The organism is Variovorax sp. GW823-FHT02B07, assembly GCF_058797695.1.
Genome location: NZ_JBXAJX010000001.1, coordinates 1,324,717 through 1,349,108 on the forward strand (window position 1 = coordinate 1,324,717; position 24,392 = coordinate 1,349,108).

Consider the following 24,392-nt stretch of genomic DNA (forward strand, 5'->3'; position numbering starts at 1 on the left):
CATGCTCCTAGCGCTCATCAAGAAAGAACTGCTGGCCCTCGTGCGCGACATGCACGGGCTGGCCGTGCTGTTCGTGATGCCGATGGTGTTCATCGTGCTGATGTCGCTCACGCTGAAGGACATCTACCGTCCGCCGCTGGCCGAGCTGAGCTACGCGGTCGATGCGCGCGACAGCGGCACGCCCGCCAAATGGCTGCTGCAGATCTGGCAGCGCAGCCACGGCGCGCCGCAGCCGCTGGGCGCCGACTGGCAGGCGCGGCTGCGCAACGGCACGCTCAAGTACGTGATCGTGCTGGAGCCCGGGCTGTCGGACGAGCTGGAATCGGCCGCGCTCTCCACGCGCGCCCACATCCGCCTGCTGGCCGAGCCCGGCATCGACGCCAACCTGTTCAATGCGCTGCGTGCCGAACTCATCGGCGCTTCGGGCGAACTCAAGGCGCGGCTCGCGCTGGCGGTGCCCGGCACGGCCAGCCCCGCACCCGAGGCGTCCATCCAGGCGATGGTGCAGGCCGAGCGCTTTGCCACCGCCGGCCCGCGGCCCACGTCGGTGCAGCAGAACGTGCCGGCCTGGCTGGTGTTCGGCATGTTCTTCGTGGTGGCCTCGCTGTCCAGCCTGTTCGTGCAGGAGCGCGGCTCGGGCGCGCTCGGCCGGCTGCAGAGCCTGGGCGTGTCGCGTTCCATGCTGCTGGCCTCCAAGGCCTTGCCCTACCTCGGTGTGAACGCGCTGCAGGCGCTGCTGATGCTGGCAGCGGGCATCTGGTTCATGCCGCTGATCGGTGGCGACGCGCTCTCGCTCGCGGGCATCCACTGGGGCGGTCTGCTGCTGTCGCTCGCGGCCGTGAGCCTGGCGGCGGTGAGCCTGTCGCTGGCGGTGGCCTGCCTGGTGAAGAGCCATGCGCAGGCCGCCACGCTCGGGCCGATGGTGAATGTGCTGATGGCGGCGGCGGGCGGCATCATGGTGCCCAAGTTCGTCATGCCGGGCTTCATGCAGCGCATGGTCGAAATTTCTCCCATGAACTGGGGGCTCGAAGCGCTGCTCACCGTGCTGCTGCGCGGCGGCGGCGTGGCCGAGGTGCTGCCGCAGGTCGGTCGGCTGGTGGCGTTCGCGGCCCTCATGTTCTTCGTGGCTGTCTTTCTGTTTCGCAGGCGCGCACCGTGACGAGCACCGTTTCTTCTCCTGAATTCATCGCCCGCCTCAAGGCCCTCGTGCTCGAGGCCGTCGAAAAAGACGCGCCGCCCGGCGGCCTCGGCGACGACGAGCCGCTGTTCGGCCCCGAGGCGCGCCTGGACCTCGACTCGCTCGACGCGCTGCAGGTGTCGATGGCGATCCAGCAGCACTTCGGCCTGCGCATGCCCGACAGCAAGGACACGCGCCGCGCGATGACCTCCATCGCGCACCTGGCGGAACACCTGGCGCAAGCGGGCAAGGCATGAGCCTGGTGGCCCCCGTGTACCTGGCCGGCATGGGCCTGGCCTGCGTGCTCGGCGACGACGTGCCGTCGGCGCTCGCTGCACTGCGGCGCGGCGGCGTGCCGCCCACGCCGGTGACGGTGGCCGATGGCCTGCAGTGGCCGGTCTATACGCTGCCCGTGCCGCCCGGTGACTGGGCGCAGCGCGTGCAGCACACGGTGCGCCGCGTGGTCGCGCAGACCGGCGAGGGCCTGGACCGGCAGGGGCCGCTGTTCGTGGCCTCGTCGTCGCTCGACATCGGGGCCATGGAGCATGCGCAGCACGATGCGCGGCTCAGCGGCGACCTGCAGGATTTCGCCGACATCGCCGCCGCCGCGCTCGACTGGCAAGGCCCGGTCTTCACCGTCTCGACCGCCTGCACCTCGGCGCTCAACGCGATGCTGGCGGCCGCAGACATGGTGCGGGCAGGCGAGGCCCGCGAGGCGCTGGTGATCGGCGCCGAACTCGACAACCGCTTCACCGTGGCCGGCTTCGGCGCGATGCAGCTGCTGGCGCCCGACAGCGCGCGGCCCTTCGGCGCGGGGCGCCAGGGGCTGGTGCTCGGCGAAGCGGTGGCGGCGCTGCGGCTCGGGTCGCAACCTGCCCGCTGGGCGCTGCTGGGCGGCGCCAACGTGGTCGACGGCCGCAACCCGTCGGGTACCGAGGCGAGCGCGGTGCGCGCGATGTGCCGTGACACGCTGGCGCGCAGCGGCCTGCAGGCCGCGGACATCGACCTCATCAAGGTGCAGGCCGCCGGCAGCCTGGTCAACGACGCGATCGAGGTCGAGGCGTTGCGGGAGGTGTTCGCGCCGCTGCCGCCGCTGGTGTCGCTCAAGTCGGCGATCGGCCACACGCTCGGCGCGGCCGGGGCGGCGGAGCTGGCCCTGCTGGTCGGCTGCATCGAAGGCGGCGCCTGGCCGTCGGTCGGCTACGCGCTGGACGAGACCCTCGGCATCGCGCTGAGCGACGGGCCGCCGGCGTGGCTGCGCCACATCCTGCTCAACGTGGTGGGCTTCGGCGGCGGGCATGCGTCGCTGGTGCTCAAGGATTGCGACGCCGCATGAGCCACGCTGCAACAACCCCCTGGCGCACCGTCGCCCATGTCGTGGCGCATCCGCCGCCCGACGACTGGCGCGACGCGCTCGCGACCCGCCTGGGCCGCCGGCCGCGCCGCGTCGGCCTGTGGACCGAGCTGGCGATGTACGGCGCGCTGCGCTGCCTCGACGCGGCCGGCGAAGCCGCGCTGCCGGCGGGCGCGCGCCTGCGCGTGACCAGCCGGCGCGGCGCGTGGGAGGCCACGCGCGCGGGGCTGGCGCAGCTCGACGCGGGCTTGCCGATGCCCTTCACCTTCATGCAGGGCCAGCCCGCACTGATGCTGGCCGAGGTCGGCCGCTGCCTCCACTGGCAGGGCGATGCGAGCTTCATGCTGTGCCGCGATCTCGCGCAGCCGCTGGCGCTGTCGCAGCTGGGCGCTGGGCGCGACGGGTTGCTGTTCGGGGTGGTGGAGGAGACGTTCGGCGACGTGCCGCCGCGCTCCGAATGGTGGCGGCTGGTGCCGACGGTTCAGCCCGCGATCGAGCGCTGAAGGTTCTCGCGCGCCCGCGCTTCGAGCAGGGCATGCAGGCGCGGCGTGGCGTAGATCGCCGGACGGTCGAGAAAGCGCTGGAGGATCGCGCGCCGGCGCGGCAGGCGAATCTCCTCGGGAACGAAACCGTATTCCGCATGCACCTGGCGCTCGTACTCGTCGAAGCGCGCGCGCTCGGCGCCGAGGATCGACAGGTCGATGTCGATCAGCAACTCGGCGTCGCGGCCCTCGGGCACGGCGTCGTGGCGCGTGGCCATGACGAGCGCGTGGACGCGCTCGGCCGACGCATCGCTCGCACCGGCGGCCTGCAGCGCCTGGCGCGCCCAGTCGGCGCTGCGGGCCTCGTTGTCGTGCGCATGCACGTCGTAGATCGCGTCGTGGAACCACAGCGCCAGCGCCACCTCGCCGGGGCGTTCGGCGAGTGCCTGTTCCCGGTCGAACCACGCGAGGCATTCGCCCAGGTGCTGCATCGTGTGGTAATGGCGCTGCGGCTCGCCGTAGCGGCGCTGCAGTTCCAGCTGCAGCGCGTCGTCGGGCGCGGCCACGCCCAGCGCTTGCCAGGCGGCGGTCCAGTTCGCGTGCAGCGCCTGCGGTGTCATCGCGGTCACTGCTCCATCGCGGCCTTGACCTCCTGGCCGAGGTCGAGCACCGACATCGCGTAGTAGCTGCTCCAGTTGTAGCGCGTGATCACGTAGAAGTTGCGCGTGCCCGCGACATAGGTCGGCGGCGCGTCGAGGCCGTTCTGCAGCTCGATGAGCGCCAGCAGGCCCTTGTGCTTCAGGCCTTCGCCCTCGGGAACGGCACCTGCGGCCACGAAGCTGTCGGCGCTGAAGGTCGGCAGGATGTCGGGTGCCAGCAGCAGCGCCTTCTTCAGGCGCGCTTCCTCGAAGTGCACCGGGTAGATCGACGGCATGCCCGGGGTCCAGCCGAAACCCTTGAAGTAGCTCGCGACCGAGCCGATCACGTCGACCGGGTTGTTCACGAGGTCGATGCGGCCGTCGCCGTCGAAGTCGACCGCGTACTTGGCGATGCTGCTGGGCATGAACTGCGGCATGCCCATGGCGCCGGCGTAGCTGCCCACGGGCGTGAGCGGGTCGTCGGCGGTGCGGCTTTCGGTGCTCAGGAAGCTCTCGAGCTCGCCGCGGAAGAAGGCGACGCGCTCGGCCGCGCGCGGGTGGCCCTGCGGGAAGTCGAAGGACAGCGTGGCCAGCGCATCGATCACGCGGAAGTTGCCCATGTTGCGGCCGTAGATGGTCTCGACGCCGACGATGCCGACGATGATTTCCGGCGGCACGCCGTAGGTGGCCTCGGCGCGCGCGAGCGTCTCGGCGTTGGCGCGCCAGAAGCGCACGCCGGCCGCGATGCGCACCGGGTCGATGAAGCGGCTGCGGTAGGTCTGCCAGTTCTTCACCGTGCCGACCGGGCCCGGCAGCATCAGGCGCGGCACGTTGGGCAGGAAGCGCGCGGCACCGATGGTGGCGCGCACCCAGTCGCGGTCGAGGTTGCGGCGCTGGGCGACGTCGTCGGCGAACGCCATGGCGTCGTCGCGCGTGGCGTAGGGGGTGCTGCCGCGCACCGGCGTGACGGCGGGGCGGCCATTGGCCTGGGGCTTCTGGGCCAGGGCGCCCGTGGGCCAGGCGACGCAGGCGGCGAGGAGGGCGGTGGCGGCCACTGCGGCGCGCAAGGGCGTGGGAAAGGCGTGTGACATGGGCACGATTGTGCCGCCCGTGCGCATGCGCACTTTCGGGGGACACATGTGGTTGCAGCCGCGCGTCAGGCGCGCGGCGGCGTGGGCGGCCAGGGCAGCCGGCGGAACTCGGCGCGCAGCGCGGCGAGCGAGGCCGATGGGCCGGACGCGGCGGGCGCGTAGCGCTGGGCTTCGAGCTTCAGCAGCCAGTCGCGCACGGCCTGCGCGGCGGGCCCGAAGCGGGCGTCGGCGGCCTGGGCCATCTGGCGCGGCGGCGCTGTCTCGGGCAGCGGCAGGCCGGCCTTGGCCAGGCGCGCGCGGGCCCGGCCCAGCAGGCGCAGCCACGGGTCGTGCCGGCTGCGCTCCCACAGCGTCCAGCCGGCGCCGGCCAGGCTCGCGGCCACCAGCAGGTACAGCAGCACGTAGCCCAGGTCTTCCAGGCTCGGGGCGTTGAAGCCGAGGGTCTTCAGCAGGTCGAGCTGGCGGCTCTGCGTGTAGTTGAGCACCCACTGGTTCCAGCCGTTGTTCACGGCCTCCCAGGCGGCGCGCAGGTTCTGCACCAGCGTCGGGCTCATGACGCCGATGGCGCCGGCCAGCAGGCCGGGCTGCGGCGTGAGGCGCTGGAACTGCCCGATGCGCCCCGGCGCGACCGAGCCGGTCGGGTCGACGCGCACCCAGCCCGCGCCTTCTTGCCACACCTCGGCCCAGGCGTGCGCGTCGCTCTGGCGCACCACCCAGTAGTTGTCGACGTTGTTGAGCTCGCCGCCCTGGTAGCCGGTGACGATGCGTGCCGGAATCTGCAGGTGGCGCATGAGCACCACAAAGGCCGAGGCGATGTGTTCGCAGAAACCTTCCTTGCGGTCGAACCAGAATTCGTCGGCGGTCTCGTTGCCGTACACGCCGGGCTCCAGCGTGTAGGTGTAGCCGCCGGTGCGCAGACGTTGCAGCGCGGCCTGCACGAAGGCCTGTGCATCGGCGCCGGCCAGCGTGGGGTCGGCGCGCATCTGGGCGGCGAGCGCGGCGGTGCGCGGGTTGCTGCCGGGCGGCAGCGCCAGGTAGGGCTGGAGCCGGCCGCCGGTGCGCGTTATTGGGCCGCTCTGGAACTGCGGGTGGCTCTCGGCGCGGTAGCGCACGAGGTCCATGATCGGCCGGTTCACGAACCACTGCAGGTCGGGTGTGCCGGTGACCTCGTAGCCGGGCACCTCGGGCGCGCGCGGCGCGGCGTCGAGCGTGAGCAGCCACGGGCGCTGGCTGGCTTCGAGCGTGACCTCGTAGCGCACGGGTTCGCCGCGCGTGCGCAGGTTCGACACCGACTGCCCGCTGCGTGCCCAGGTCGGCAGTGCCGTCCACTCGCGGCCGTCGAACTGCGCCAGCACGGGGCCGCGGAAATACAGCTGGCTCTGCGGCGGCGCGCGGTTGTCGTCGAACTTGATGCGCGCCGCGATGCTCCCGTCGAGCGCCAGCTCGGCGATGCTGCCGACCCGCATCGTGTTCGACAGGCCGGTGCGCCCGGCCATGGCGTCGCCGGGCGTGCCCCACAGCGGCGCGAAGCGCGGGAACAGCAGGAACAGCGCGAGCATCACCGGTGCCCCCGCCAGCGCCATCCAGCCGGCCATGCGCGCGGCCTGCATCAGCGGCGGCCGGCCCACGGGCATGTGGGCGTTGACCAGCGCCGTCAGCAGGCCCAGCAGCGCCAGCAGCATGGTGAAGGCGGTGAGTAGCGACTGCGAATAGAAGAAGTTCGTGAGCATCGCGAAGAAGCCCAGGAAGAAGACCACGAAGGCGTCGCGCCGCGCGCGCAGCTCCAGCGTCTTGAGCGCCAGCAGGCACACGACCAGCGTGACGCCCGCGTCGCGGCCCAGCAGCGTGCGGTGGGTGGCGTAGGTGCCGGCCAGCGCCAGCGCCAGCAGCGCGATGCGCCACCACTTGCTGGGCAGCGGGCGCGCCTGCACCGCCAGCGAGGCGCGCCACAGCAGCACCATGGCGGTGATGGCCGAGCACCACCAGGGCAGCTCGTCCACCTGCGGCAGCAGGATGAGGCCGATGACGCACAGCAGGAACAGCGTGTCCCGTGCGTCCCTCGGCAGTGCGGTGAGTTCGCGTACGACCCGGTTCATGCGGCGATCCCGTTCATGCGCACAGCGCCAGCGCTTCGAGGCAGGCGCGCCGGTGCGCTTCGCCTTGCGACGGTTTCACCGTGCGGCCGGCGACGCGCACGCCATAGTCCACGTCCAGCCGGTCGGCCATCAGCACCCAGGCGCACAGGCGCGACAGGCGGGCCTCGATGTCGGGCAGCGCGGCGGCGTGCGCGTCGAGCCAGAGCTCCTCGCGCTGCGTGTGCTGCGTGTCGCGGCTCACGAGGTCTTCGGAGCCGTTGGCCTGCGCGCGGGCGGCCTTCTTCCAGACCACGAGCTTGAGCGGGTCGCCGCGCCGGTAGGCGCGCACGCCGTCGTATTCGCCGGCGTTCTGCGCCCGCACCGCGGCCGACGCGGCGGCGGGCCCCGAGAGCGGCTCGCCCGCCGGCAGCGGCGGCGGATGGGCTTCGGGCGTCGGGTACACGAGCAGCTGCGCGGCCGGCCGCCAGACCGTCCAGACGCGGAAGGTGCCGAGCGGAAAGCGCGTCTCGGCGGTCAGCGGCGGCACCGGGTGCAGGCCGCGCCGCTCGGGCTGGAAGGCGATCTCCACCGTGGCCGTGCCTTCGGCGGGCACGTCGGTCCAGGCCCACTGGCCGCTGCCGCGCACCGCCATGCCGATGCCGTAGCGCACGCTGCGCCGTTCGTTGTGCAGCACCACGCGCAGCACCGCCGCGGCGCCCGCGAACTGCGCCTCGGGCGGCACCATGCGCAGCGCCAGCCCGCGCAGCGTGGCGTGGCACACATGCATGCCCACCGCGACGCTGCCGGCCAGCAGGAAGGTCAGCAGGTAGCCCAGGTTGAGCTGGTAGTTGATCGACGCTATCAGCAGCACCAGCAGCGTGGCCGCCAGCGTCCAGCCGGCGCGCGTGGGCACGATGTAGACGTTGCGCTGGGTGAGTTCGAGCGTGTCCGACGGGGCCCGGCGCGAGAGGAACCAGCCGTCGATGCGCGAACGCAGGACGCCGACAGGGTTCACGGCAGCGGCACCGCGGCGATCATGGCGCGCACCTGTTCGACGGCGCCACGGCCCGCGTCGCCCACGGGCGTGAGGCGGTGCGCGATGGTCTGCGGCAGCACGGCCTGCACGTCGTCGGGCGCCACGTAGTTCCGGTTGGCCAGCAGCGCCTGCGCCTTGGCGGCGCGCAGCACGGCGATACCGGCGCGCGGCGACAGGCCCTGCAAAAACCAGCGGCCCGAGCGGGTCGCGGCGATCAGGTCCTGCAGGTAGTTCAGCAGCGGCTCGGCCGCATGCACCTGCTGCACGCGCTGCTGCAGGGCGGTGAGTTCGCCGGCGGTCAGCATCGCGGGCAGGCCGGCGAGCATCTCGCGGCGGTCGGCGCCGGCCAGCAGCTGGCGCTCGGCCGCGCGGTCGGGGTAGCCCAGCGAGATGCGCATCAGGAAGCGGTCGAGCTGCGACTCGGGCAGCGCGAAGGTGCCGAGCTGGTCCTGCGGGTTCTGCGTGGCGATCACGAAGAAGGGCGAGGGCAGGGGGCGGGTCTCGCCCTCGACGGTGACCTGCTTTTCTTCCATCGCCTCGAGCAGCGCGCTCTGGGTCTTGGGGCTGGCGCGGTTGATCTCGTCGGCCAGCAACACCTGCGCAAAGATCGGCCCGGGGTGGAACACGAAGGCCTGCTGGCCCCGGTCGTAGATCGCCACGCCCGACAGGTCGCCCGGCATCAGGTCGGCCGTGAACTGCACGCGCGAGAACTGCAGGCCGAAGGTGTGCGACAGCGCATGGGCCAGGGTGGTCTTGCCGACCCCCGGCACGTCCTCGATCAGCAGGTGCCCGCCCGCCAGCAGACAGGCCACGCAGTCGCGCACCTGGGCCTCTTTGCCAACAATCACCGTGTTAAGCTGACTCAGCAAAGTGGCTAGCTTCGCAGCAACGTCCATATTTGTATCCATATGCAAACGATACCGTAAGACCTTGCGGCCCCATGCTGCGTGAGGTCTAGACGCGACGACACGAGACACGGCGAGAGATGGGCAAGACAGGCTACTTCACGCATCGCGACTTCTGGAAGCACGACATGGGCAACGGGCATCCCGAATGCCCCGAGCGGCTGGATGCCATCGAAGACCGGTTGCTGCTGACCGGCGTCGGCGACGCGCTGGCGCGGGGCGAAGTGCCCCTGGCCACGCTGGAACAGATCACCCGGGCCCACAGCCACGCGCATGTCGAACACCTCGAGGAACTGCAGCAGCGCCTCGTGGCCGACGCGCCCGCCGGCGGCCCCGACCATGCGCAGGTCGACCCCGACACCGTGCTGACCCGCTTCACCCTGCTGGCCGCGCGCCGCGCCGCGGGTGCCGCCGTGGCGGCCACCGATGCCGTGATGGCCGGCGAGATCGAGAACGCCTTCTGCCCCGTGCGCCCGCCGGGCCACCATGCCTGCCGCGAGCAGGCCATGGGCTTCTGCTTCTTCAACAACGTGGCCATTGCCGCGCGGCATGCGCTCGAGGTGCACGGCCTGGACCGCGTGGCCATCGTCGATTTCGACGTGCACCATGGCAACGGCACCGAGAACATCTTGTCGAACGACCCGCGCGTGCTGATGGTCGGGTTCTTCCAGCACCCGTTCTATCCGTACAGCGGCACCGAGCACCCGGCGTCGAACATGCTGAACCTGCCCATTCCGGCCTACACCAAGGGCATGGACGTGCGCGAGCTGGTCGAGGCGATCTGGATGCCCCGGCTCGAGGCCTTCAAGCCGCAGATGGTGTTCATCAGCGCCGGCTTCGACGCCCACCGCGAGGACGAGCTGGGCCAGCTCGGCCTCAACGAAAACGACTTCGCCTGGATCACCGGCCGCGTGCGCGATGTCGCCAAGCGCCATGCGCGCGGGCGCATCGTCTCGCTGCTCGAGGGCGGCTACCACCTGGACGCCCTGGCGCGCAGCGTGGAAGCGCACATCCGCGTGCTGGCGGACCTGTAACCCGGTTGGCGCCCGCGAGGCGCCCTGTTTCTTTCACCGATGAATTTCAATTTCGACGACTTCCTCCAGCGCCTGCGACAGGTCGACGCGCACGGCCTGGGCATCGAACTCGCCGTGCTCGTGGCCTGCGTGGGCGTGGCATGGGCGGTGTGCAAATGGTTCGGGCGCGACCAGCCCAAGGATTCGATCTGGTTCGGCGAGCGCACCTTCGACGGCCTGCTGTTCCCGCTGCTCGCGCTGGTGCTCACCGGCATTGCGCGCCGCCTGGCGCTCGACCTGCTGCCCGTGGTGCTGGTGCTGCGCATCGCCGTGCCGGTGTTCCTGTCGCTGGCGGTCATCCGGCTGTTCGCGCGGGTGCTGCGGGCCGTGTTCCCGACCTCCAGCCTGGTGCGGCTGATCGAGCGCACCATCTCGTGGCTGGCCTGGATCGCCGCCGTGCTGTGGATCGTCGGGCTGTTGCCGCCGGTGCTGGCCGAACTGGACGACATCACGCTGGCCTTCGGCAAGACCCGCGTGAGCCTGCAGACCATCATCCAGGGCGCGCTGTCGGCGGGGCTCGTGCTGATGATCGCGCTGTGGATCGCCAGCACCATCGAAAAACGCATCCTGCGCGAGGCCGTGAGCGACCTGTCGATGCGCAAGGTGGCGTCGAACGCGGTGCGCGCCTTCCTGCTGCTGATCGGCCTCTTGTTCGCGCTGTCGGCGGTGGGGGTCGACCTCACGGCGCTGTCGGTGCTGGGCGGCGCGCTCGGCGTGGGCCTGGGCTTCGGCCTGCAGAAGCTGGCGGCCAACTACGTGAGCGGTTTCGTGATCCTGCTGGAGCGCTCGATCCGCATCGGCGACAACGTGAAGGTCGACACCTTCGAAGGCCGCATCACCGACATCAAGACGCGCTACACGCTCATCCGCGCGGGCAACGGGCGCGAGGCGATCGTGCCGAACGAATCGCTGATCACCGGCCGGGTCGAAAACCTGTCGCTGGCCGACCGCAAGTTCAACATCACGACCAACATCGTGGTCGGCTACGAGAGCGACGTGGCGCAGGTGCAGGGCATCCTGTGCGACGCCGCCAAGGCCCAGCCGCGCGTCATGACCGACCCGGCGCCCATCGCCTACCTCGTCACCTTCGCGCCCGACGGCCTGGAGTTCAGCCTGAACTTCTGGGTCGCCGACCCTGACAAGGGCAAGGACAACGTGCGCTCGGCCATCAACATCGCCATCCTCGAAGGACTGCGCGCCGCCCGCATTGACATTCCCTATCCGCAGCGGGTGCTGCGAGTGGAATCTTTGCCGGCGGGAGTGACCGCAGCGCCTCCCGCTGTTTTATAATCACGGAAAAGCACGATCGTTCTTTTTTTCATGGCCCTCGAGGCCGACAAGAAGAATGGAGAGGCAGCCAAGGCCGGCGTCCTAAAATGGCAGGCTGCTCTCGAAGCCCCCCTTTTTGCAATCCAATGGAGTCAAGTCAATGAAGGTTCTTGTGCCTGTCAAACGGGTCGTCGATTACAACGTGAAGGTGCGCGTCAAGAGCGACGGCACCGGGGTGGACATTGCCAACGTCAAGATGAGCATGAACCCCTTCGACGAGATCGCTGTCGAAGAAGCGGTGCGGCTGAAGGAAAAGGGCATCGTGACCGAAGTCATCGCCGTCTCCTGCGGCGATGCCAAGTGCCAGGAAACCCTGCGCACCGCGATGGCCATCGGTGCCGACCGCGGCATCCTGGTCGAGACCGCTGAAGAGCTGCAGCCGCTGGCCGTGGCCAAGCTGCTCAAGGCACTGGTCGACAAGGAACAGCCCCAGTTGATCATCCTGGGCAAGCAAGCCATCGACGACGACGCCAATCAAACGGGCCAGATGCTGGCTGCCTTGGCTGATCTGCCCCAAGCCACCTTCGCCTCGAAGGTCGACCTCGCAGCTGACAAGGTCACCGTCGCACGCGAAGTCGATGGCGGCATGGAAACCCTCACGCTCACGCTGCCCGCGGTCATCACGACCGACCTGCGCCTGAACGAGCCACGCTACGTCACCTTGCCCAACATCATGAAGGCCAAGAAGAAGCAGCTGGACACCTTCAAGCCCGAAGACCTGGGCGTGGACGTCAAGCCCCGCCTGAAGACCCTCAAGGTCAGCGAGCCCCCGAAGCGGGGCGCCGGCATCAAGGTGCCCGACGTTGCCACCCTGGTGGACAAGCTCAAGAACGAAGCCAAAGTGATCTGAGGAAGAAACGAACATGACCGTACTCGTCATTGCCGAACACGACCACGCCAGCATCAAGCCGGCCACCCTCAACACCGTGACTGCAGCCCTGGCTTGCGGTGGCGACGTCCACATCCTCGTGGCCGGTGCCAACGCCGCCGAAGCCGCCAAGGCCGCCGCGCAGATCGCCGGCGTGTCCAAGGTGATCGCTGCCGACAGCGCATCGCTGGCAGAGAACCTCGCCGAGAACGTCGCAGCGCAAGTGCTCGCGATCGCCGGCAACTACAGCCATATCCTGTTCCCCTCGACCGCCAACGGCAAGAACGTCGCTCCGCGCGTGGCTGCCAAGCTGGACGTGGCGCAGATCAGCGACATCACTTTGGTTGTCAGCCCGGATACGTTCGAGCGCCCGATCTACGCCGGCAACGCCATCGCCACCGTGCAGAGCACCGACGCCACCAAGGTGATCACCGTGCGCACGACCGGCTTCGACGCAGCTGCTGCCACCGGTGGCAGCGCAGCGATCGAAACGGCTGAAGGCGTCGCCGACAGCGGCAAGAGCGCCTTCGTGGGCCGTGAAGTCACGAAGAGCGACCGCCCCGAACTGACGGCCGCCAAGATCATCGTCTCCGGTGGCCGGGCTCTCGGCAGCGCCGAGAAGTTCAATGAAGTGATGACGCCGCTGGCCGACAAGCTCAACGCCGGCCTGGGCGCCAGCCGCGCCGCAGTGGATGCAGGCTACGCCCCGAACGACTGGCAAGTGGGCCAGACCGGCAAGATCGTCGCGCCGCAGCTGTACATCGCCGCGGGTATCTCGGGCGCCATCCAGCATCTGGCCGGCATGAAGGACTCGAAGGTCATCGTCGCGATCAACAAGGACGAAGAAGCACCGATCTTCTCGGTGGCCGACTACGGCCTCGTGGCCGACCTGTTCACGGCCGTGCCGGAACTCGTGAAGGCGCTCTGATCGCTTCAACGCATTGAGCCAGAAGGCATCGTTCGCGATGCCTTTTTTACATCTGCCGCTCCCACCGCGGCCCCTGGAGAGAAGACATGAGCTACACCGCCCCCCTCAAGGACATGCTGTTCGACATCGAACACCTGGCCAACATCGGCGAGATCGCCAAGCTGCCCGGCTTCGAAGACGCCGGCCTCGAAACTGCACAGGCCGTGCTCGAAGAGTGCGCGCGCTTCAACCAGGACGTGGTGGCGCCGCTGAACGTCGAAGGCGACCGCAACCCGTCGTCGTTCAAGGACGGCGAAGTCACCACCAGCAAGGGCTTCAAGGACGCCTTCGCGCAGTACGTGTCGGGCGGCTGGCAGGGCCTGCAGCATCCGGCGGACTTCGGCGGCCAGGGCCTGCCCAAGACCATCGGCGCGGCCTGCGGCGAAATGCTCAACTCGGCCAACATGAGCTTCGCGCTGTGCCCGCTCCTGAGCGACGGCGCCATCGAGGCGCTGCTCACCGCCGGCTCCGACGAGCTCAAGGCCGTGTACCTCGAGAAGCTCGTGAGCGGCCAGTGGACCGGCACGATGAACCTCACCGAGCCGCAGGCCGGCAGCGACCTGGCCATGGTGCGCAGCCGCGCCGAGCCGCAGCCCGACGGCACCTACAAGGTGTTCGGCACCAAGATTTTCATCACCTACGGTGAGCACGACATGGCCGAGAACATCGTGCACCTCGTGCTGGCCCGCGTGAGCGGCGCGCCCGAAGGCGTGAAGGGCATCAGCCTGTTCGTGGTGCCGAAGTTCATGGTCAACGCCGACGGTTCGCTCGGTGCGCGCAACGACGTGCACTGCGTGAGCATCGAGCACAAGATGGGCATCAAGGCCTCGCCGACCGCCGTGCTGCAGTACGGCGACCACGGCGGCGCGGTGGGTTACCTCGTGGGCCAGGAAAACCGCGGCCTCGAGTACATGTTCATCATGATGAACTCGGCCCGCTACGCCGTGGGCATGCAGGGCATCGCGATCGCCGAGCGTGCCTACCAGCACGCCGTCGCCTACGCCAAGGACCGCGTGCAGAGCCGCCCGGTCGATGGCTCGATCAATGCCAGCGCGCCCATCATTCACCACCCGGACGTCAAGCGCATGCTGATGACGATGCGCGCGTATACCGAAGGCTGCCGCGCGATGGCCTCGGTGGCCGCCGCCGCCTACGACGCCGCCCACCATCATCCCGATGCCGACGCGCGCAAGCAGAACCAGGCCTTCTACGAATTCATGGTGCCGCTCGTGAAGGGCTACAGCACCGAGATGAGCCTCGAAGTGACCTCGCTGGGCGTGCAGGTGCACGGCGGCATGGGCTTCATCGAGGAGACCGGCGCGGCGCAGTACTACCGCGATGCGAAGATCCTCACGATCTACGAAGGCACCACCGCGATCCAGGCCAACGACCTCGTGGGCCGCAAGACCGCACGCGACGGCGGCCAGACGGCCAAGGCGATTGCCGCGCAGATCGAGAAGACCGAGGCCGAACTTGCCAAGAGCGACAGCGCTGCGGCCGCCGCCGTCCTCAAACGTCTGACCGCCGCGCGCCTGGCCTTCATCGACGTGGTCGACTTCGTCGCCGGCCAGACCAAGGCCTCGCCCAACGCCGTGTTCTCGGGCAGCGTGCCGTACCTGATGTTGGCAGGCAACCTCGTGGCCGGCTGGCAGCTGGCACGCTCGCTGATCGTGGCGCAGGACCAGGCCTCGCACAATGTCGACGTCGCCTTCATGCAGGCCAAGATCGCCACCGCGCGCTTCTACGCCGAGCACATCCTGAACAAGGTGCCGGGCATCCGCGACAGCATCGTCGAAGGTGCCGAGAGCGTCACGGCGCTGGCGCTCGAGGCGTTCTGACGCACCCGCCGCTGTCGCCGATCTGACGGGCGGCAGCGGCCCCTTGCTCTTATAAAACCGAACCCCTTCCCGGAGACGACATGTCCAAGCTGCCTTCTGTTCTCGCGAACCTCCCGCTGCCGATCATCGGCTCGCCGCTGTTCATCATCAGCAACCCCAAGCTCGTGATCGCGCAATGCAAGGCCGGCGTGGTCGGCTCGATGCCGGCGCTCAACGCCCGCCCGGCCGCCCAGCTCGAAGAGTGGCTGATCGAGATCACCGAGGAGCTGGCGGCCTACAACAAGGCCAACCCGGACAAGCCGGCCGCGCCGTTTGCCATCAACCAGATCGTGCACAAGAGCAACGACCGCCTGGAGCACGACATGGAGATGGTCGTAAAGTACAAGGTGCCGATCGTGATCACCTCGCTGGGTGCGCGCACCGACGTGAACGACGCGGTGCACAGCTACGGCGGCGTGACCTTGCACGACATCATCAACAACAAGTTCGCGCAGAAGGCGATCGAGAAGGGCGCCGACGGCATCATCGCCGTGGCGGCCGGGGCCGGCGGCCACGCGGGCGTGAAGAGCCCGTTTGCGCTGGTGCAGGAAATCCGCCAGTGGTTCGACGGCCCGATCGCGCTGTCGGGCTCCATCGCCTCCGGCGGCGCGGTGCTCGCGGCGCAGGCCATGGGCGCCGACTTCGCCTACATCGGCACCGCCTTCATCGCGACCGAAGAGGCGCGCGCGAGCGAGGAGTACAAGCAGGCCATCGTGGACGGTAACTCGGACGACATCGTCTACTCGAGCCTGTTCACCGGCGTGCACGGCAACTACCTGGCGCCCAGCATCGTCAAGGCCGGCATGGACCCGGCCAACCTGCCCGAAGGCGACGTGACGACCATGAACTTCGGCGGCGGCGAAGGCAGCAAGGCCAAGGCCTGGAAAGACATCTGGGGCTCGGGCCAGGGCATCGGCGCGATCACCGAAGTGGCGAGCGCGGGCGCCTTCATCGAGAAGCTCAAGCGCGAGTACCAGGAAGCACGACAGCGATTGGCACTTTGAACGGTTCGCACGCACCGGCATCGACCTCCGCTGCGAGCGGTGGCGGCGGGGCCGTGCCTGCGCGGCAGGGGCGCATGCCGCTGCTGGACGTGGTCAAGGGCCTGGCCTGTGCGCTGATCGTCGGGCATCACCTCGCGCGCTACGGCCCGATGCCGGCCGGCGCGCAGGTGCTGGCGCCCGATTTCTTCGGCTGGCTGGCGAATGACGGTCGGCTCGCGGTGCAGGTCTTTCTCGTGATCGCCGGCTTTCTGGCCACGGCGAGCCTGGCGCCCGACGGCGTGCTGCGCGTGGACCGGCCGCTCTCGCGGATCTTCCAGCGCTATGGCCGGCTGGTCATGCCGTACCTTGCGGCACTCACGGTCTGCGTGCTGGTGGCCGAGGTGGCGAGGCCATGGCTGGGTGAAGAGGTGGTGCCGGCCGAGCCGAGCCTCGGTCAGTTGCTGGCGCACGGCCTGCTGCTGCAAGACCTGCTGAATTACGAGTCGCTGTCGACCGGTGTCTGGTACGTGGCGATCGACTTCCAGCTGTTCGCGCTGGCGCTCGCACTGGTCGGGCTGCCCGCCGTGCTGCGACAACCCACTTCGGCCGCGCGCTGGGCGCCGGTGGCGCTGGTGTTCATCGTGGCCGTGGCGTCGCTCGCGCTGTTCAACCGGCAGGCGCGGCTGGACGAAACGGCGTTCTATTTCTTCGGCGCCTACGGGCTCGGCATGCTGGCCTTCTGGGTCGGCCGCGCCACGCGCACCAGCACCTGGTGCAGCGCCGTCGCGCTGCTGGCGCTGGTGGGGGCGGGCGCGCTTGCCATCGACTGGCGCAGCCGCATCGCCATCGCGCTGGTGACCGCGCTGTTGATCGCGGTGGCGCAGCGCCGGCAGTGGCTGTCGCCCGCCCACTGGCCCGCGGCGGCCGTGCCGCTGCAGCAGTTGGGGCGCATTTCGTATTCGCTGTTCCTGATCCACTTTCCGGTGCTGCTCGCCGTGAACGCGCTGGTGGCGGGTCTGGGGCCGCATGGGCCATGGGTCGACCTGCTGGGCATGGTCGCGACCTTCGGCCTCTCGGTGGGCGCCGCGGTGCTGCTGTACCGCGGGGTCGAAGCCCGGCCGGCGTCGCTGCGCAGCGTCTGCACACTTTTTGCCGCATTGCTCGTCAGCGGCCTCATCGTGTCGTACTGAAGCGCGCCGCACCCGCTGCGGTGCGGCCCTTTTTCTTCCCATTCCTTTGCAAATCTGTTGCCTTCGGGCTTCAGAGCGGGCAGTCTGCGCGAACTGCCCCTGTTGTGTATGATTGTGAATCTTTCAGTAAATACTGAAAATACACAAACTCAAGGAATGACAGAACCATCGCCGCCACGATCGCCGTTGAAGGCTTTCACGTCGCCCGACATCGGCAGCGTGGTGCAAGGCGTCGCGGCGCTCGCTTGGTTGCCGCAGGCGGCGCTGCTGGCGATGGCAGTCCAGGGTCTGGCCAACGGCGAGGGCATGGCGGCCGTGCTGTGGCCGGCGGTGGGCATCCTCTTTCTCGGCCTGCTGCGCGCGGGCTGCGAAGCCTGGGGCGTGCGCCGCACCTTCGGGCGCGCGCGGGCGCAATTGACGGCCTTGCGCGCGCAGACAGCGTCCGTATTGGCGGCCAGTTCGCCGCTCGACCGCGAACGCGCGCCCTCCGGCCTTGCGGCCAGCGTGCTCGCCGAACAGGCCGAGGCGCTGGTGCCGTACCTCGTGCGCTACCAACCCGCGCGATGGCGCGCGACGGTGGTGCCGCTCTTCCTGCTCGCGGCAGTGGCCTGGTTCTCGTGGGCTGCGGCGCTGGTGCTGCTGGTGGCGGCGCCACTGATCCCGATCTTCATGGCCATCGTCGGCTGGCGCGCCAAGGCGGCCAGCGAGGCGCAGATGGTCGAGATGGGCGGCATGAACGCCTTCCTGCTCGACCGCCTGCGCGGCCTGGCCACGCTGCGCGCGCTCGATGCGGTCGATACCACGGCCGACCGGCTCGGTGCCTCCGCCCAGTCGCTGCGCCAGCGCACGATGGCGGTGCTGCGCATCGCCTTCCTGTCGTCCGCCGTGCTGGAGCTGTTTTCCGCGCTGGGCGTGGCGCTGGTCGCGGTCTACATCGGTTTCCATCTGCTGGGCTCGCTCGGTTTCGGCGCCTGGGGCCAGCAGCTCAGTCTGGGCGAAGGCCTGTTCGTGCTGTTGCTGGCGCCGGCCTTCTTCGAGCCGCTGCGCGAGCTGTCGGCGGTCTGGCACGACCGCGCGGCCGGCGAGGCGGCGTTGCAGGCGCTCGACGACCTGCAAGGCGGCGCGCTGCCGTTGCCCGGCGCGGGCGTCGCGGTCACGCGCGCAGCGACTGGCGCCGCCGGGGCAGGGGCTGCGCCTGCGGTGACAGTCCATGGGCTGCACTTCTCCTGGCCCGGCGAGTCGACGCCGCTCTTCGATGGCTATGAATTGCGCATCGGCGCCGGCGAGCATGTCGCGTTGGCCGGCCCCAGCGGATCGGGCAAGACCGCGCTGCTCTCGCTGCTGGCCGGGCTGATGCCCGCCACGCGCGGCGAGATCGCCATCGGCGGCGTGCCGCTCACCGAACACACGGCCGCCGCGCTGCGCCAGCGCACGGCGTGGATGGGACAGAAGCCCCACGTCTTCGCCGGATCGGTCGAAGCCAACGTGGCGCTGGGCCGTGCCGACATCGGCGCGCCCGAGGTCGCCGAGGCGATGCGTTTCGCGGCGCTCGACGACGTGGCGCAGGCCCACCCCGGCACCGCGCTGGGCGAGGGCGGCAGCGGCCTGTCGGGCGGCGAGGCCGTGCGGCTGGCGCTGGCGCGCGTCGCGGTGCATCCGCATGCCGACCTGATCCTGGCCGACGAACCCACGGCCCACCTGGACACCGCCACCGCCGCGCGCGTCGCCGACGCCCTGGTGGCGCTCGCCCGTGGCCGGACCTTGATCGTCTCGACCCACGACCCGATGCTGGCCGCGCGCATGGACCGCACCGTGAACCTCGGCCCCGAACCGCTGGTGGAGAAGGCCGCATGAGCAACCACGCGACCCGCTCCCCCCGCTGGCGCGACCTGCGCCTCGTGTTGCGTCCCTTCCTCGCGACGCAGCCGCGTGCCTTGCTGCTGGGCTGCCTGCTGGCTGCTGTCACCGTGCTCGCAGGCATGGCACTGCTGGGCCTGTCGGGCTGGTTCATCACGGCGACCGCGCTCGCCGGCCTGCACGCGGCCACGGCCTTCACCTTCGATGTCTTCATGCCTTCGGCCGGCATCCGGCTGCTGGCACTCGGACGCACGGGGTCGCGCTACGGCGAGCGGCTGGTCACGCACGACGCCACCTTCGCCGTGCTCGCCGAGCTGCGCGTGCGGCTGTTCCGAGGCTGGGCACGCCCCGAGGCCGCGCGCGACCTGCTGATGCGGCCGGCGCGGCTGCTGTTCCGCCTCACGGCCGACATCGACGCGCTCGAGTCGCTCTACCTGCGCCTGTTCGTGCCTGCTGCTGCGGCGCTCGGCGCGGCGCTGCTGGCGGGCATCGTGCTCGGCTTCATGCATGTGGGGATGGGCGTGGCGATCGCGCTCTGGCTTTGCGCCGTCGGCTGGGGGCTGGCGTTCCTCATCGCGCGGCGTGCACGGCAGCCGGCGCGGCAACGCGCGCATGCCGTGGAGGCGCTGCGCGCGCGGGCTGTCGACCTGGTCGCAGGCCAGGCCGACCTTGCGATGGCAGGCCGGCTCGACGCCCAGCGCGCCGCGCTGATGAATGCCGACGCGCACCTCGCGCAGGCCGATCTCGCACTGAACAAGCTCGAAGCCGCGGCCGGTTTCGCCTATGGCAGCGCGGGCACGCTGACGCTGGTCGGCGTGCTGCTGGCCGTGGGCGCGCTGGTGAGCGAAGGCGTCATCGGCGCCCCCGGCGCGGCGCTCGCGTTGCTGATCGCGCTGACCGCCACCGAACCGTTCGCCGCGCTGCGGCGTGGCGCGCTCGACGCGGGACGCACCTGGCTGGCGGTGCGTCGGTTGGCACCGCGACTGGACCCGTCGGTGGAAGAGGGCGCGCGCCCCGCTCGCACCGCGCAGACGGCGGCCGTGCAGGTCGACCAGCTCACCGTCATGCACCCCGGTAGCCTGGCCGAAGTGCTTGGCGGTGTGTCGCTGCATCTGAACGCGGGCGAGCGCGTCGCGCTGGTCGGCGCCAGCGGCGCAGGCAAGTCCACGCTGCTTTCCGTGATCGCCGGCGACCTCACGCCCCGCGCCGGTCACGTGCAGGCACAACCGGCCTGCCTGCTGACCCAGCGCACCGAACTCTTCCAGGACAGCCTGCGCGACAACCTGCGCCTGGCCGATCCGCAAGCGAGCGACGAGCGCCTCTGGTCCGTGCTGCACGCCGCCGGCCTCGATGCCGATGTGCGCGCGCTGGCCACCGGCCTCGACACGCGCCTGGGCGAAGGCGGCCTCGGCCTGTCGGGCGGGCAGTCACGCCGGCTCGCGCTCGCGCGGCTGCTGCTGCGCCCGGTGCCGCTGTGGCTGCTCGACGAACCGACCGAGGCGCTCGACGCCGCCACCGCGCACGACGTGCTGCAGCGCCTGGCGCAAGAGGCCGGTCCGCGCACGCTGCTGATCGCCACGCACCTGCGCCGCGAAGCCGCGCTGGCCGACCGCCTCGTGTGCATGGTGCAGGGTCGCATCGTCGCCGACCTGCGCCGTGGCACGGAGGCCTTCGAGGCTGCGCTGCGCGGCCTGCGCCCCGATTGATGAGTTGACCGACCGAGCAACGAACGAACAGAACACATAAAGGAAGCCCCCATGGACCTTGACATCGTCGCGCTCTCGCGCCTGCAGTTCGCCGTGACGGCGCTGTACCACTTCCTGTTCGTGCCGCTCACGCTCGGACTGTCGATCATCCTGGCCATCATGGAGACGGTCTACGTGATGACCGGGCGCGTCATCTGGCGCGACATGACCAAGTTCTGGGGCGTGCTGTTCGGCATCAACTTCGCGATGGGCGTGGCCACCGGCATCGTGATGGAGTTCCAGTTCGGCATGAACTGGAGCTACTACAGCCACTACGTCGGCGACATCTTCGGCGCGCCGCTGGCCATCGAAGGGCTCATGGCCTTCTTCATGGAAGCGACCTTCGTGGGCCTGTTCTTCTTCGGCTGGGACAAGCTCTCCAAGGTGGGCCACCTGACCGCGACGTGGGCCGTGGCCATCGGCTCCAACTTCTCTGCGCTGTGGATTCTCATCGCCAACGGCTGGATGCAGAACCCCGTGGGCGCGGCCTTCAACCCCGCGACCATGCGCATGGAAGTGACCGACTTCGCCGCCGTGCTGACCAACCCGGTGGCGCAGGCCAAGTTCGTGCACACCGTGTCGGCCGGCTATGTGTGCGCCGCGGTGTTCGTGCTCGGCGTGTCGGCGTGGTACCTGCTCAAGGGCCGCCACATCGAGCTGGCCAAGCGTTCGATGACCGTGGCCGCGTCCTTCGGCCTGGCCGCCGCGCTGTCGGTGGCGGTGCTCGGCGACGAGAGCGGCTACCTCTCGGGCGAACACCAGAAGATGAAGCTGGCCGCCATCGAAGGCATGTGGGAGACGCAGCCCGCGCCCGCCGCGTTCACCGTGATCGGCTTCCCCGACCAGAAGGCGCGCGAGACGCACTACGCCATTCACATCCCGGCGGTGATGGGCCTCATCGGCACGCGCTCGCTCAACACCGTGATGCCCGGCATCGACGAGCTCGTGAAGCGCGCCGAGGCCCGCATCCGCGAGGGCCTGAAGGCCTACGACGCGCTGCAGAAGATCCGCGAGGCCGGCGGTGCCGACAAGGTAACGCAGGGCGTGCGCGGCGACTTCGAGGACAACGGCATCAACATGGGCTACGCGCTGCTGCTCAAGCGCTACGTGGACGATCCGCGCCAGGCCACCGACGAGCAGATCGCCAAGGCCGCATGGGACACCGTGCCGCAGGTGGCGCCGCTGTTCTGGCTGTTCCGCGTGATGGTGGGCATCGGCATGCTGCTGATCCTGCTGACGGGCACCTTCTTCGTGCTGTCGGCGCGCCGTGCGCTCGACCGCCACCGTTGGCTGCTGAAGGTCGCGGTGTGGGCGATTCCGCTGCCGTGGATCGCCATTGAATCCGGCTGGCTGGTAGCGGAGTTCGGTCGCCAGCCCTGGGTGATCGAGGGCGTGCTGCCGACCGCGGTGGCCGTGTCGAACCTGGGCGTGACGACACTGCTGATCACGCTCGCGGGCTTCATCGCGATCTACACGACGCTGCTCATCATCGAGATGAAGCTGATGCTCAAGGCCATCCGCAAGGGCCCCGAGGTCGAGCATGCGCCCACCGAGGGCGATGCACGCTCGCACATTCCGCCGGCGCGTGCCGCCACGTCTTCCTCTTCTGCCTCGACCGGGAGCGCCGCATGATCCTCCACACACTCCTCGACTACGACACCCTGCGCTTCATCTGGTGGCTGCTGATCGGCGTGCTGCTGGTCGGCTTCGCGGTGACCGACGGGTTCGACCTGGGCGCCGGCATGCTGCTGCCCTTTGCGGCGCGCAACGACATCGAACGGCGCGTGGTCATCAACAGCGTGGGCCCGGTGTGGGAGGGCAACCAGGTGTGGCTCATCCTGGGCGGCGGCGCCGTCTTTGCGGCCTGGCCGCAGCTGTACGCCGTGTCGTTCTCGGGCTTCTACCTGGCGATGTTCGTGATCCTGTCGGCGCTGATCTTGCGGCCGGTGGCCTTCAAGTTCCGTAGCAAGCGCGAGTCGCCGCAGTGGCGCGCGCGCTGGGACGGCGTGCTGTTCTTCAGCGGCTTCGTGCCTGCGCTGATCTGCGGCGTGGCCGTGGGCAACGTGCTGCAGGGCGTGCCGTTCCGCTTCGGCGCCGACATGCACATCTTCTACGACGGCAGCTTCTTCGGCCTGCTGAACCCCTTCGCCATCCTCTGCGGGCTGGTGTCGGTGGCGATGCTGGTGATGCACGGCGCGGCCTGGCTGCTGCTCAAGACCGCCGGGCCGGTGGCCGAGCGCGCACGCAGCTACGGCATGGTCGCGGCGGTGCTCACGCTCGTGTTCTATGCGCTGGCCGGCGTGTGGCTGGCCATGGGCATCGGGGGCTTTCGCATCAGCAGCGTGGTCGACGCGGTAGGCCCGTCGAACCCGATGCTCAAGACCGTCGAGCTGCATGCCGGCGCCTGGATGGGCAACTACGCGGCGCACCCCTGGACCATCGCCGCGCCGGCGGCGGGCTTCGTCGGCACGCTGGGCGCGCTGCTCGGGCTGGTGCTGCGCCGGCCGGGGTTCGCGCTGCTCACGGCGGCGCTGGGCATCGCCGGCATCATCCTGAGCGTGGGCGCGTCGATGTTCCCGTTCATCCTGCCCTCGTCGATCGACCCGCGTGCCAGCCTCACGGTGTGGGATTCGTCGTCGAGCCACCTGACGCTGTTCATCATGCTGGTGGTCACCGCGATCTTCATCCCGATCATCGTGGCCTACACCACCTGGGTCTACCACGTGCTGTGGGGCAAGGTCGACGAACAAGCCATCCGCGACGAGAGCGGACACGCCTACTGAAACGGGAAGGAAAAAGACATGTGGTACTTCGCCTGGATCCTCGGCCTGCCGCTGGCCGCCGCCTTCGCCGTGCTCAACGCCATGTGGTACGAGCTGATGGACGACGAGGCCATCCGCAAGGAAAAGCTCGGCACGCCGGAAACCCCGCAGGGGCAGGAACGGCTGTGAGGGCGTAGCGCCCCGTCCGTTCCCTCAGCCTCGCGGCGCGACTCAGGTTTCGCCCGCGGGGCCTTTGCTCTGCTTCGACGCACCGCCCGTGAGGCGGTCCTTGAGCGTCAGGACCTTCGTCACCGTCGCGCCCATGCCCATGAGCTGCATCGCAGTCTCGGGCGCCAGCCGCTGCACGTCGTCGAACCATTTCATCAGCCGGTCGATCAGGTCGTGCATCTCGCGCATGCGGGCCTGCGCGTGGCGTTCGGCGTCGCTGGTGGGCGATTCGAGCAGCGCGTTGCGCAGCATCGAGAGCGTGGGCTCGATCTCGCGGCGCCGGCGCTCCTCGGCCAGCACGCGGAAGATTTCCCACACGTCCTTCGGCGCCTCGAAATACTCGCGCCGGTCGCCCGCGTGGTGGCGCAGGTGCACGAGGCGCCAGGCCTGCAGCTCCTTCAAACCCATGCTCACGTTGGAGCGCGAGAACTCCAGCATCTCGGCGATCTCGTCGGCATTGAGCGCGCGCTCCGACAAAAAGATCAGCGCGTAGATCTGGCCGACGGTGCGGTTGATGCCCCACTTGCTGCCCATCTCGCCGAAGTGGGCGACGAACTGGCGGTTGAGGGGAGGGAGGTCGGGTGCGGAAGCCATGCGGCGGATTGTCGCGCCGGATTGCTGGACGTACGGAAGTTTCCGAAAACCCAGCAAGGATGGCGACGCGCATGAATAACTAGTTCTGGCGATAGGTTGGAAACAATTTATTTACAAAAATAAACGTTTCCTGACGGTTTGCCCATTTCTGGTGCATCCGG

Annotated in this window: 22 protein-coding genes; 16 read left to right on the forward strand and 6 right to left on the reverse strand. The window is 69.5% G+C overall.

Going from position 1 to position 24,392, the window contains the following annotated elements; genetic code table 11:
• Position 1 precedes the first annotated feature (1 nt).
• From AC1RGU_RS06245 to AC1RGU_RS06260, 4 genes are read left to right on the forward strand one after another with little or no spacing between them, the layout of a single operon-like run.
• A complete protein-coding gene (locus AC1RGU_RS06245; protein ID WP_492695438.1) occupies positions 2-1,159 on the forward strand; it encodes an ABC transporter permease in 1,158 nt (385 codons plus the stop codon).
• Positions 1,156-1,434 carry an acyl carrier protein gene (locus tag AC1RGU_RS06250; protein WP_062476711.1) on the forward strand — a complete coding sequence of 93 codons (279 nt, stop codon included), beginning with the start codon at positions 1,156-1,158 and terminating at the stop codon, positions 1,432-1,434. Before AC1RGU_RS06245 ends, AC1RGU_RS06250 begins: the two co-directional genes overlap by 4 nt.
• Positions 1,431-2,513 carry a beta-ketoacyl synthase N-terminal-like domain-containing protein gene (locus AC1RGU_RS06255; protein ID WP_492695441.1) on the forward strand — a complete coding sequence of 361 codons (1,083 nt, stop codon included), beginning with the start codon at positions 1,431-1,433 and terminating at the stop codon, positions 2,511-2,513. The genes AC1RGU_RS06250 and AC1RGU_RS06255 overlap by 4 nt, the downstream gene beginning before the upstream one ends.
• Complete coding sequence (locus AC1RGU_RS06260) at positions 2,510-3,034, forward strand: hypothetical protein (protein WP_492695443.1); 525 nt, start codon at positions 2,510-2,512, stop codon at positions 3,032-3,034. Before AC1RGU_RS06255 ends, AC1RGU_RS06260 begins: the two co-directional genes overlap by 4 nt.
• Here the strand turns inward: AC1RGU_RS06260 and AC1RGU_RS06265 are convergent.
• The 5 genes from AC1RGU_RS06265 to AC1RGU_RS06285 form a co-directional block, all read right to left on the reverse strand.
• Complete coding sequence (locus tag AC1RGU_RS06265) at positions 3,013-3,633, reverse strand: HD domain-containing protein (protein WP_492695445.1); 621 nt, start codon at positions 3,631-3,633, stop codon at positions 3,013-3,015. The two genes, AC1RGU_RS06260 and AC1RGU_RS06265, sit on opposite strands and share 22 nt — an antisense overlap.
• 5 nt (positions 3,634-3,638) lie before the next feature.
• Positions 3,639-4,742, reverse strand: coding sequence for a lytic murein transglycosylase B (gene mltB / locus AC1RGU_RS06270; RefSeq protein WP_070059562.1), 1,104 nt, complete (start codon positions 4,740-4,742; stop codon positions 3,639-3,641).
• A 65-nt stretch (positions 4,743-4,807) separates the two neighbouring features.
• On the reverse strand, positions 4,808-6,838 hold the full coding sequence (locus AC1RGU_RS06275; protein WP_492695447.1) for a transglutaminase TgpA family protein: 2,031 nt from the start codon (positions 6,836-6,838) through the stop codon (positions 4,808-4,810).
• A 13-nt stretch (positions 6,839-6,851) separates the two neighbouring features.
• The gene (locus AC1RGU_RS06280) at positions 6,852-7,832 is read right to left on the reverse strand and encodes a DUF58 domain-containing protein (protein WP_492695449.1); all 981 of its coding nucleotides are present in this window, start codon (positions 7,830-7,832) and stop codon (positions 6,852-6,854) included.
• Positions 7,829-8,749: an AAA family ATPase gene (locus tag AC1RGU_RS06285; RefSeq protein WP_070059454.1), complete on the reverse strand. Its 921-nt coding sequence runs from the start codon at positions 8,747-8,749 to the stop codon at positions 7,829-7,831. Before AC1RGU_RS06285 ends, AC1RGU_RS06280 begins: the two co-directional genes overlap by 4 nt.
• 89 nt (positions 8,750-8,838) lie before the next feature.
• Between AC1RGU_RS06285 and AC1RGU_RS06290 the strand changes: the two genes are divergently transcribed.
• The 12 genes from AC1RGU_RS06290 to cydX all read left to right on the forward strand — a co-directional run bounded on the left by AC1RGU_RS06290 (position 8,839) and on the right by cydX (position 23,598).
• Positions 8,839-9,792: a histone deacetylase family protein gene (locus tag AC1RGU_RS06290; protein ID WP_062482261.1), complete on the forward strand. Its 954-nt coding sequence runs from the start codon at positions 8,839-8,841 to the stop codon at positions 9,790-9,792.
• Positions 9,793-9,831: 39 nt separating this feature from the next.
• Positions 9,832-11,121, forward strand: a complete 1,290-nt coding sequence (locus AC1RGU_RS06295; RefSeq protein ID WP_492695452.1) for a mechanosensitive ion channel family protein — start codon at positions 9,832-9,834, stop codon at positions 11,119-11,121.
• Positions 11,122-11,260: 139 nt separating this feature from the next.
• Positions 11,261-12,010: an electron transfer flavoprotein subunit beta/FixA family protein gene (locus AC1RGU_RS06300; protein ID WP_070060185.1), complete on the forward strand. Its 750-nt coding sequence runs from the start codon at positions 11,261-11,263 to the stop codon at positions 12,008-12,010.
• A gap of 13 nt (positions 12,011-12,023) precedes the next feature.
• A complete protein-coding gene (locus AC1RGU_RS06305) occupies positions 12,024-12,956 on the forward strand; it encodes an electron transfer flavoprotein subunit alpha/FixB family protein (protein ID WP_492695454.1) in 933 nt (310 codons plus the stop codon).
• An 86-nt stretch (positions 12,957-13,042) separates the two neighbouring features.
• The gene (locus AC1RGU_RS06310) at positions 13,043-14,833 is read left to right on the forward strand and encodes an acyl-CoA dehydrogenase (RefSeq protein WP_070059450.1); all 1,791 of its coding nucleotides are present in this window, start codon (positions 13,043-13,045) and stop codon (positions 14,831-14,833) included.
• Between the two features lie 80 nt (positions 14,834-14,913).
• On the forward strand, positions 14,914-15,876 hold the full coding sequence (locus tag AC1RGU_RS06315; protein ID WP_062482679.1) for an NAD(P)H-dependent flavin oxidoreductase: 963 nt from the start codon (positions 14,914-14,916) through the stop codon (positions 15,874-15,876).
• Positions 15,877-15,950: 74 nt separating this feature from the next.
• The gene (locus tag AC1RGU_RS06320) at positions 15,951-17,045 is read left to right on the forward strand and encodes an acyltransferase family protein (protein ID WP_062482677.1); all 1,095 of its coding nucleotides are present in this window, start codon (positions 15,951-15,953) and stop codon (positions 17,043-17,045) included.
• A 156-nt stretch (positions 17,046-17,201) separates the two neighbouring features.
• Positions 17,202-18,899 carry a thiol reductant ABC exporter subunit CydD gene (gene cydD / locus AC1RGU_RS06325; protein ID WP_492695457.1) on the forward strand — a complete coding sequence of 566 codons (1,698 nt, stop codon included), beginning with the start codon at positions 17,202-17,204 and terminating at the stop codon, positions 18,897-18,899.
• Entirely contained in the window at positions 18,896-20,608 is a 1,713-nt protein-coding gene (cydC, locus tag AC1RGU_RS06330) for a thiol reductant ABC exporter subunit CydC (protein ID WP_492695459.1), read from the forward strand. Before cydD ends, cydC begins: the two co-directional genes overlap by 4 nt.
• Positions 20,609-20,659: 51 nt before the next feature.
• Positions 20,660-22,279, forward strand: a complete 1,620-nt coding sequence (locus tag AC1RGU_RS06335) for a cytochrome ubiquinol oxidase subunit I (protein ID WP_095947372.1) — start codon at positions 20,660-20,662, stop codon at positions 22,277-22,279.
• On the forward strand, positions 22,276-23,430 hold the full coding sequence (gene cydB, locus AC1RGU_RS06340; protein WP_062475791.1) for a cytochrome d ubiquinol oxidase subunit II: 1,155 nt from the start codon (positions 22,276-22,278) through the stop codon (positions 23,428-23,430). The genes AC1RGU_RS06335 and cydB overlap by 4 nt, the downstream gene beginning before the upstream one ends.
• Positions 23,431-23,448: 18 nt before the next feature.
• Positions 23,449-23,598 carry a cytochrome bd-I oxidase subunit CydX gene (gene cydX / locus AC1RGU_RS06345; RefSeq protein WP_062475789.1) on the forward strand — a complete coding sequence of 50 codons (150 nt, stop codon included), beginning with the start codon at positions 23,449-23,451 and terminating at the stop codon, positions 23,596-23,598.
• Positions 23,599-23,640: 42 nt separating this feature from the next.
• Here the strand turns inward: cydX and AC1RGU_RS06350 are convergent, their stop codons facing one another.
• Entirely contained in the window at positions 23,641-24,231 is a 591-nt protein-coding gene (locus AC1RGU_RS06350; RefSeq protein WP_492695462.1) for a GbsR/MarR family transcriptional regulator, read from the reverse strand.
• Between the last annotated feature and the right edge of the window lie 161 nt (positions 24,232-24,392).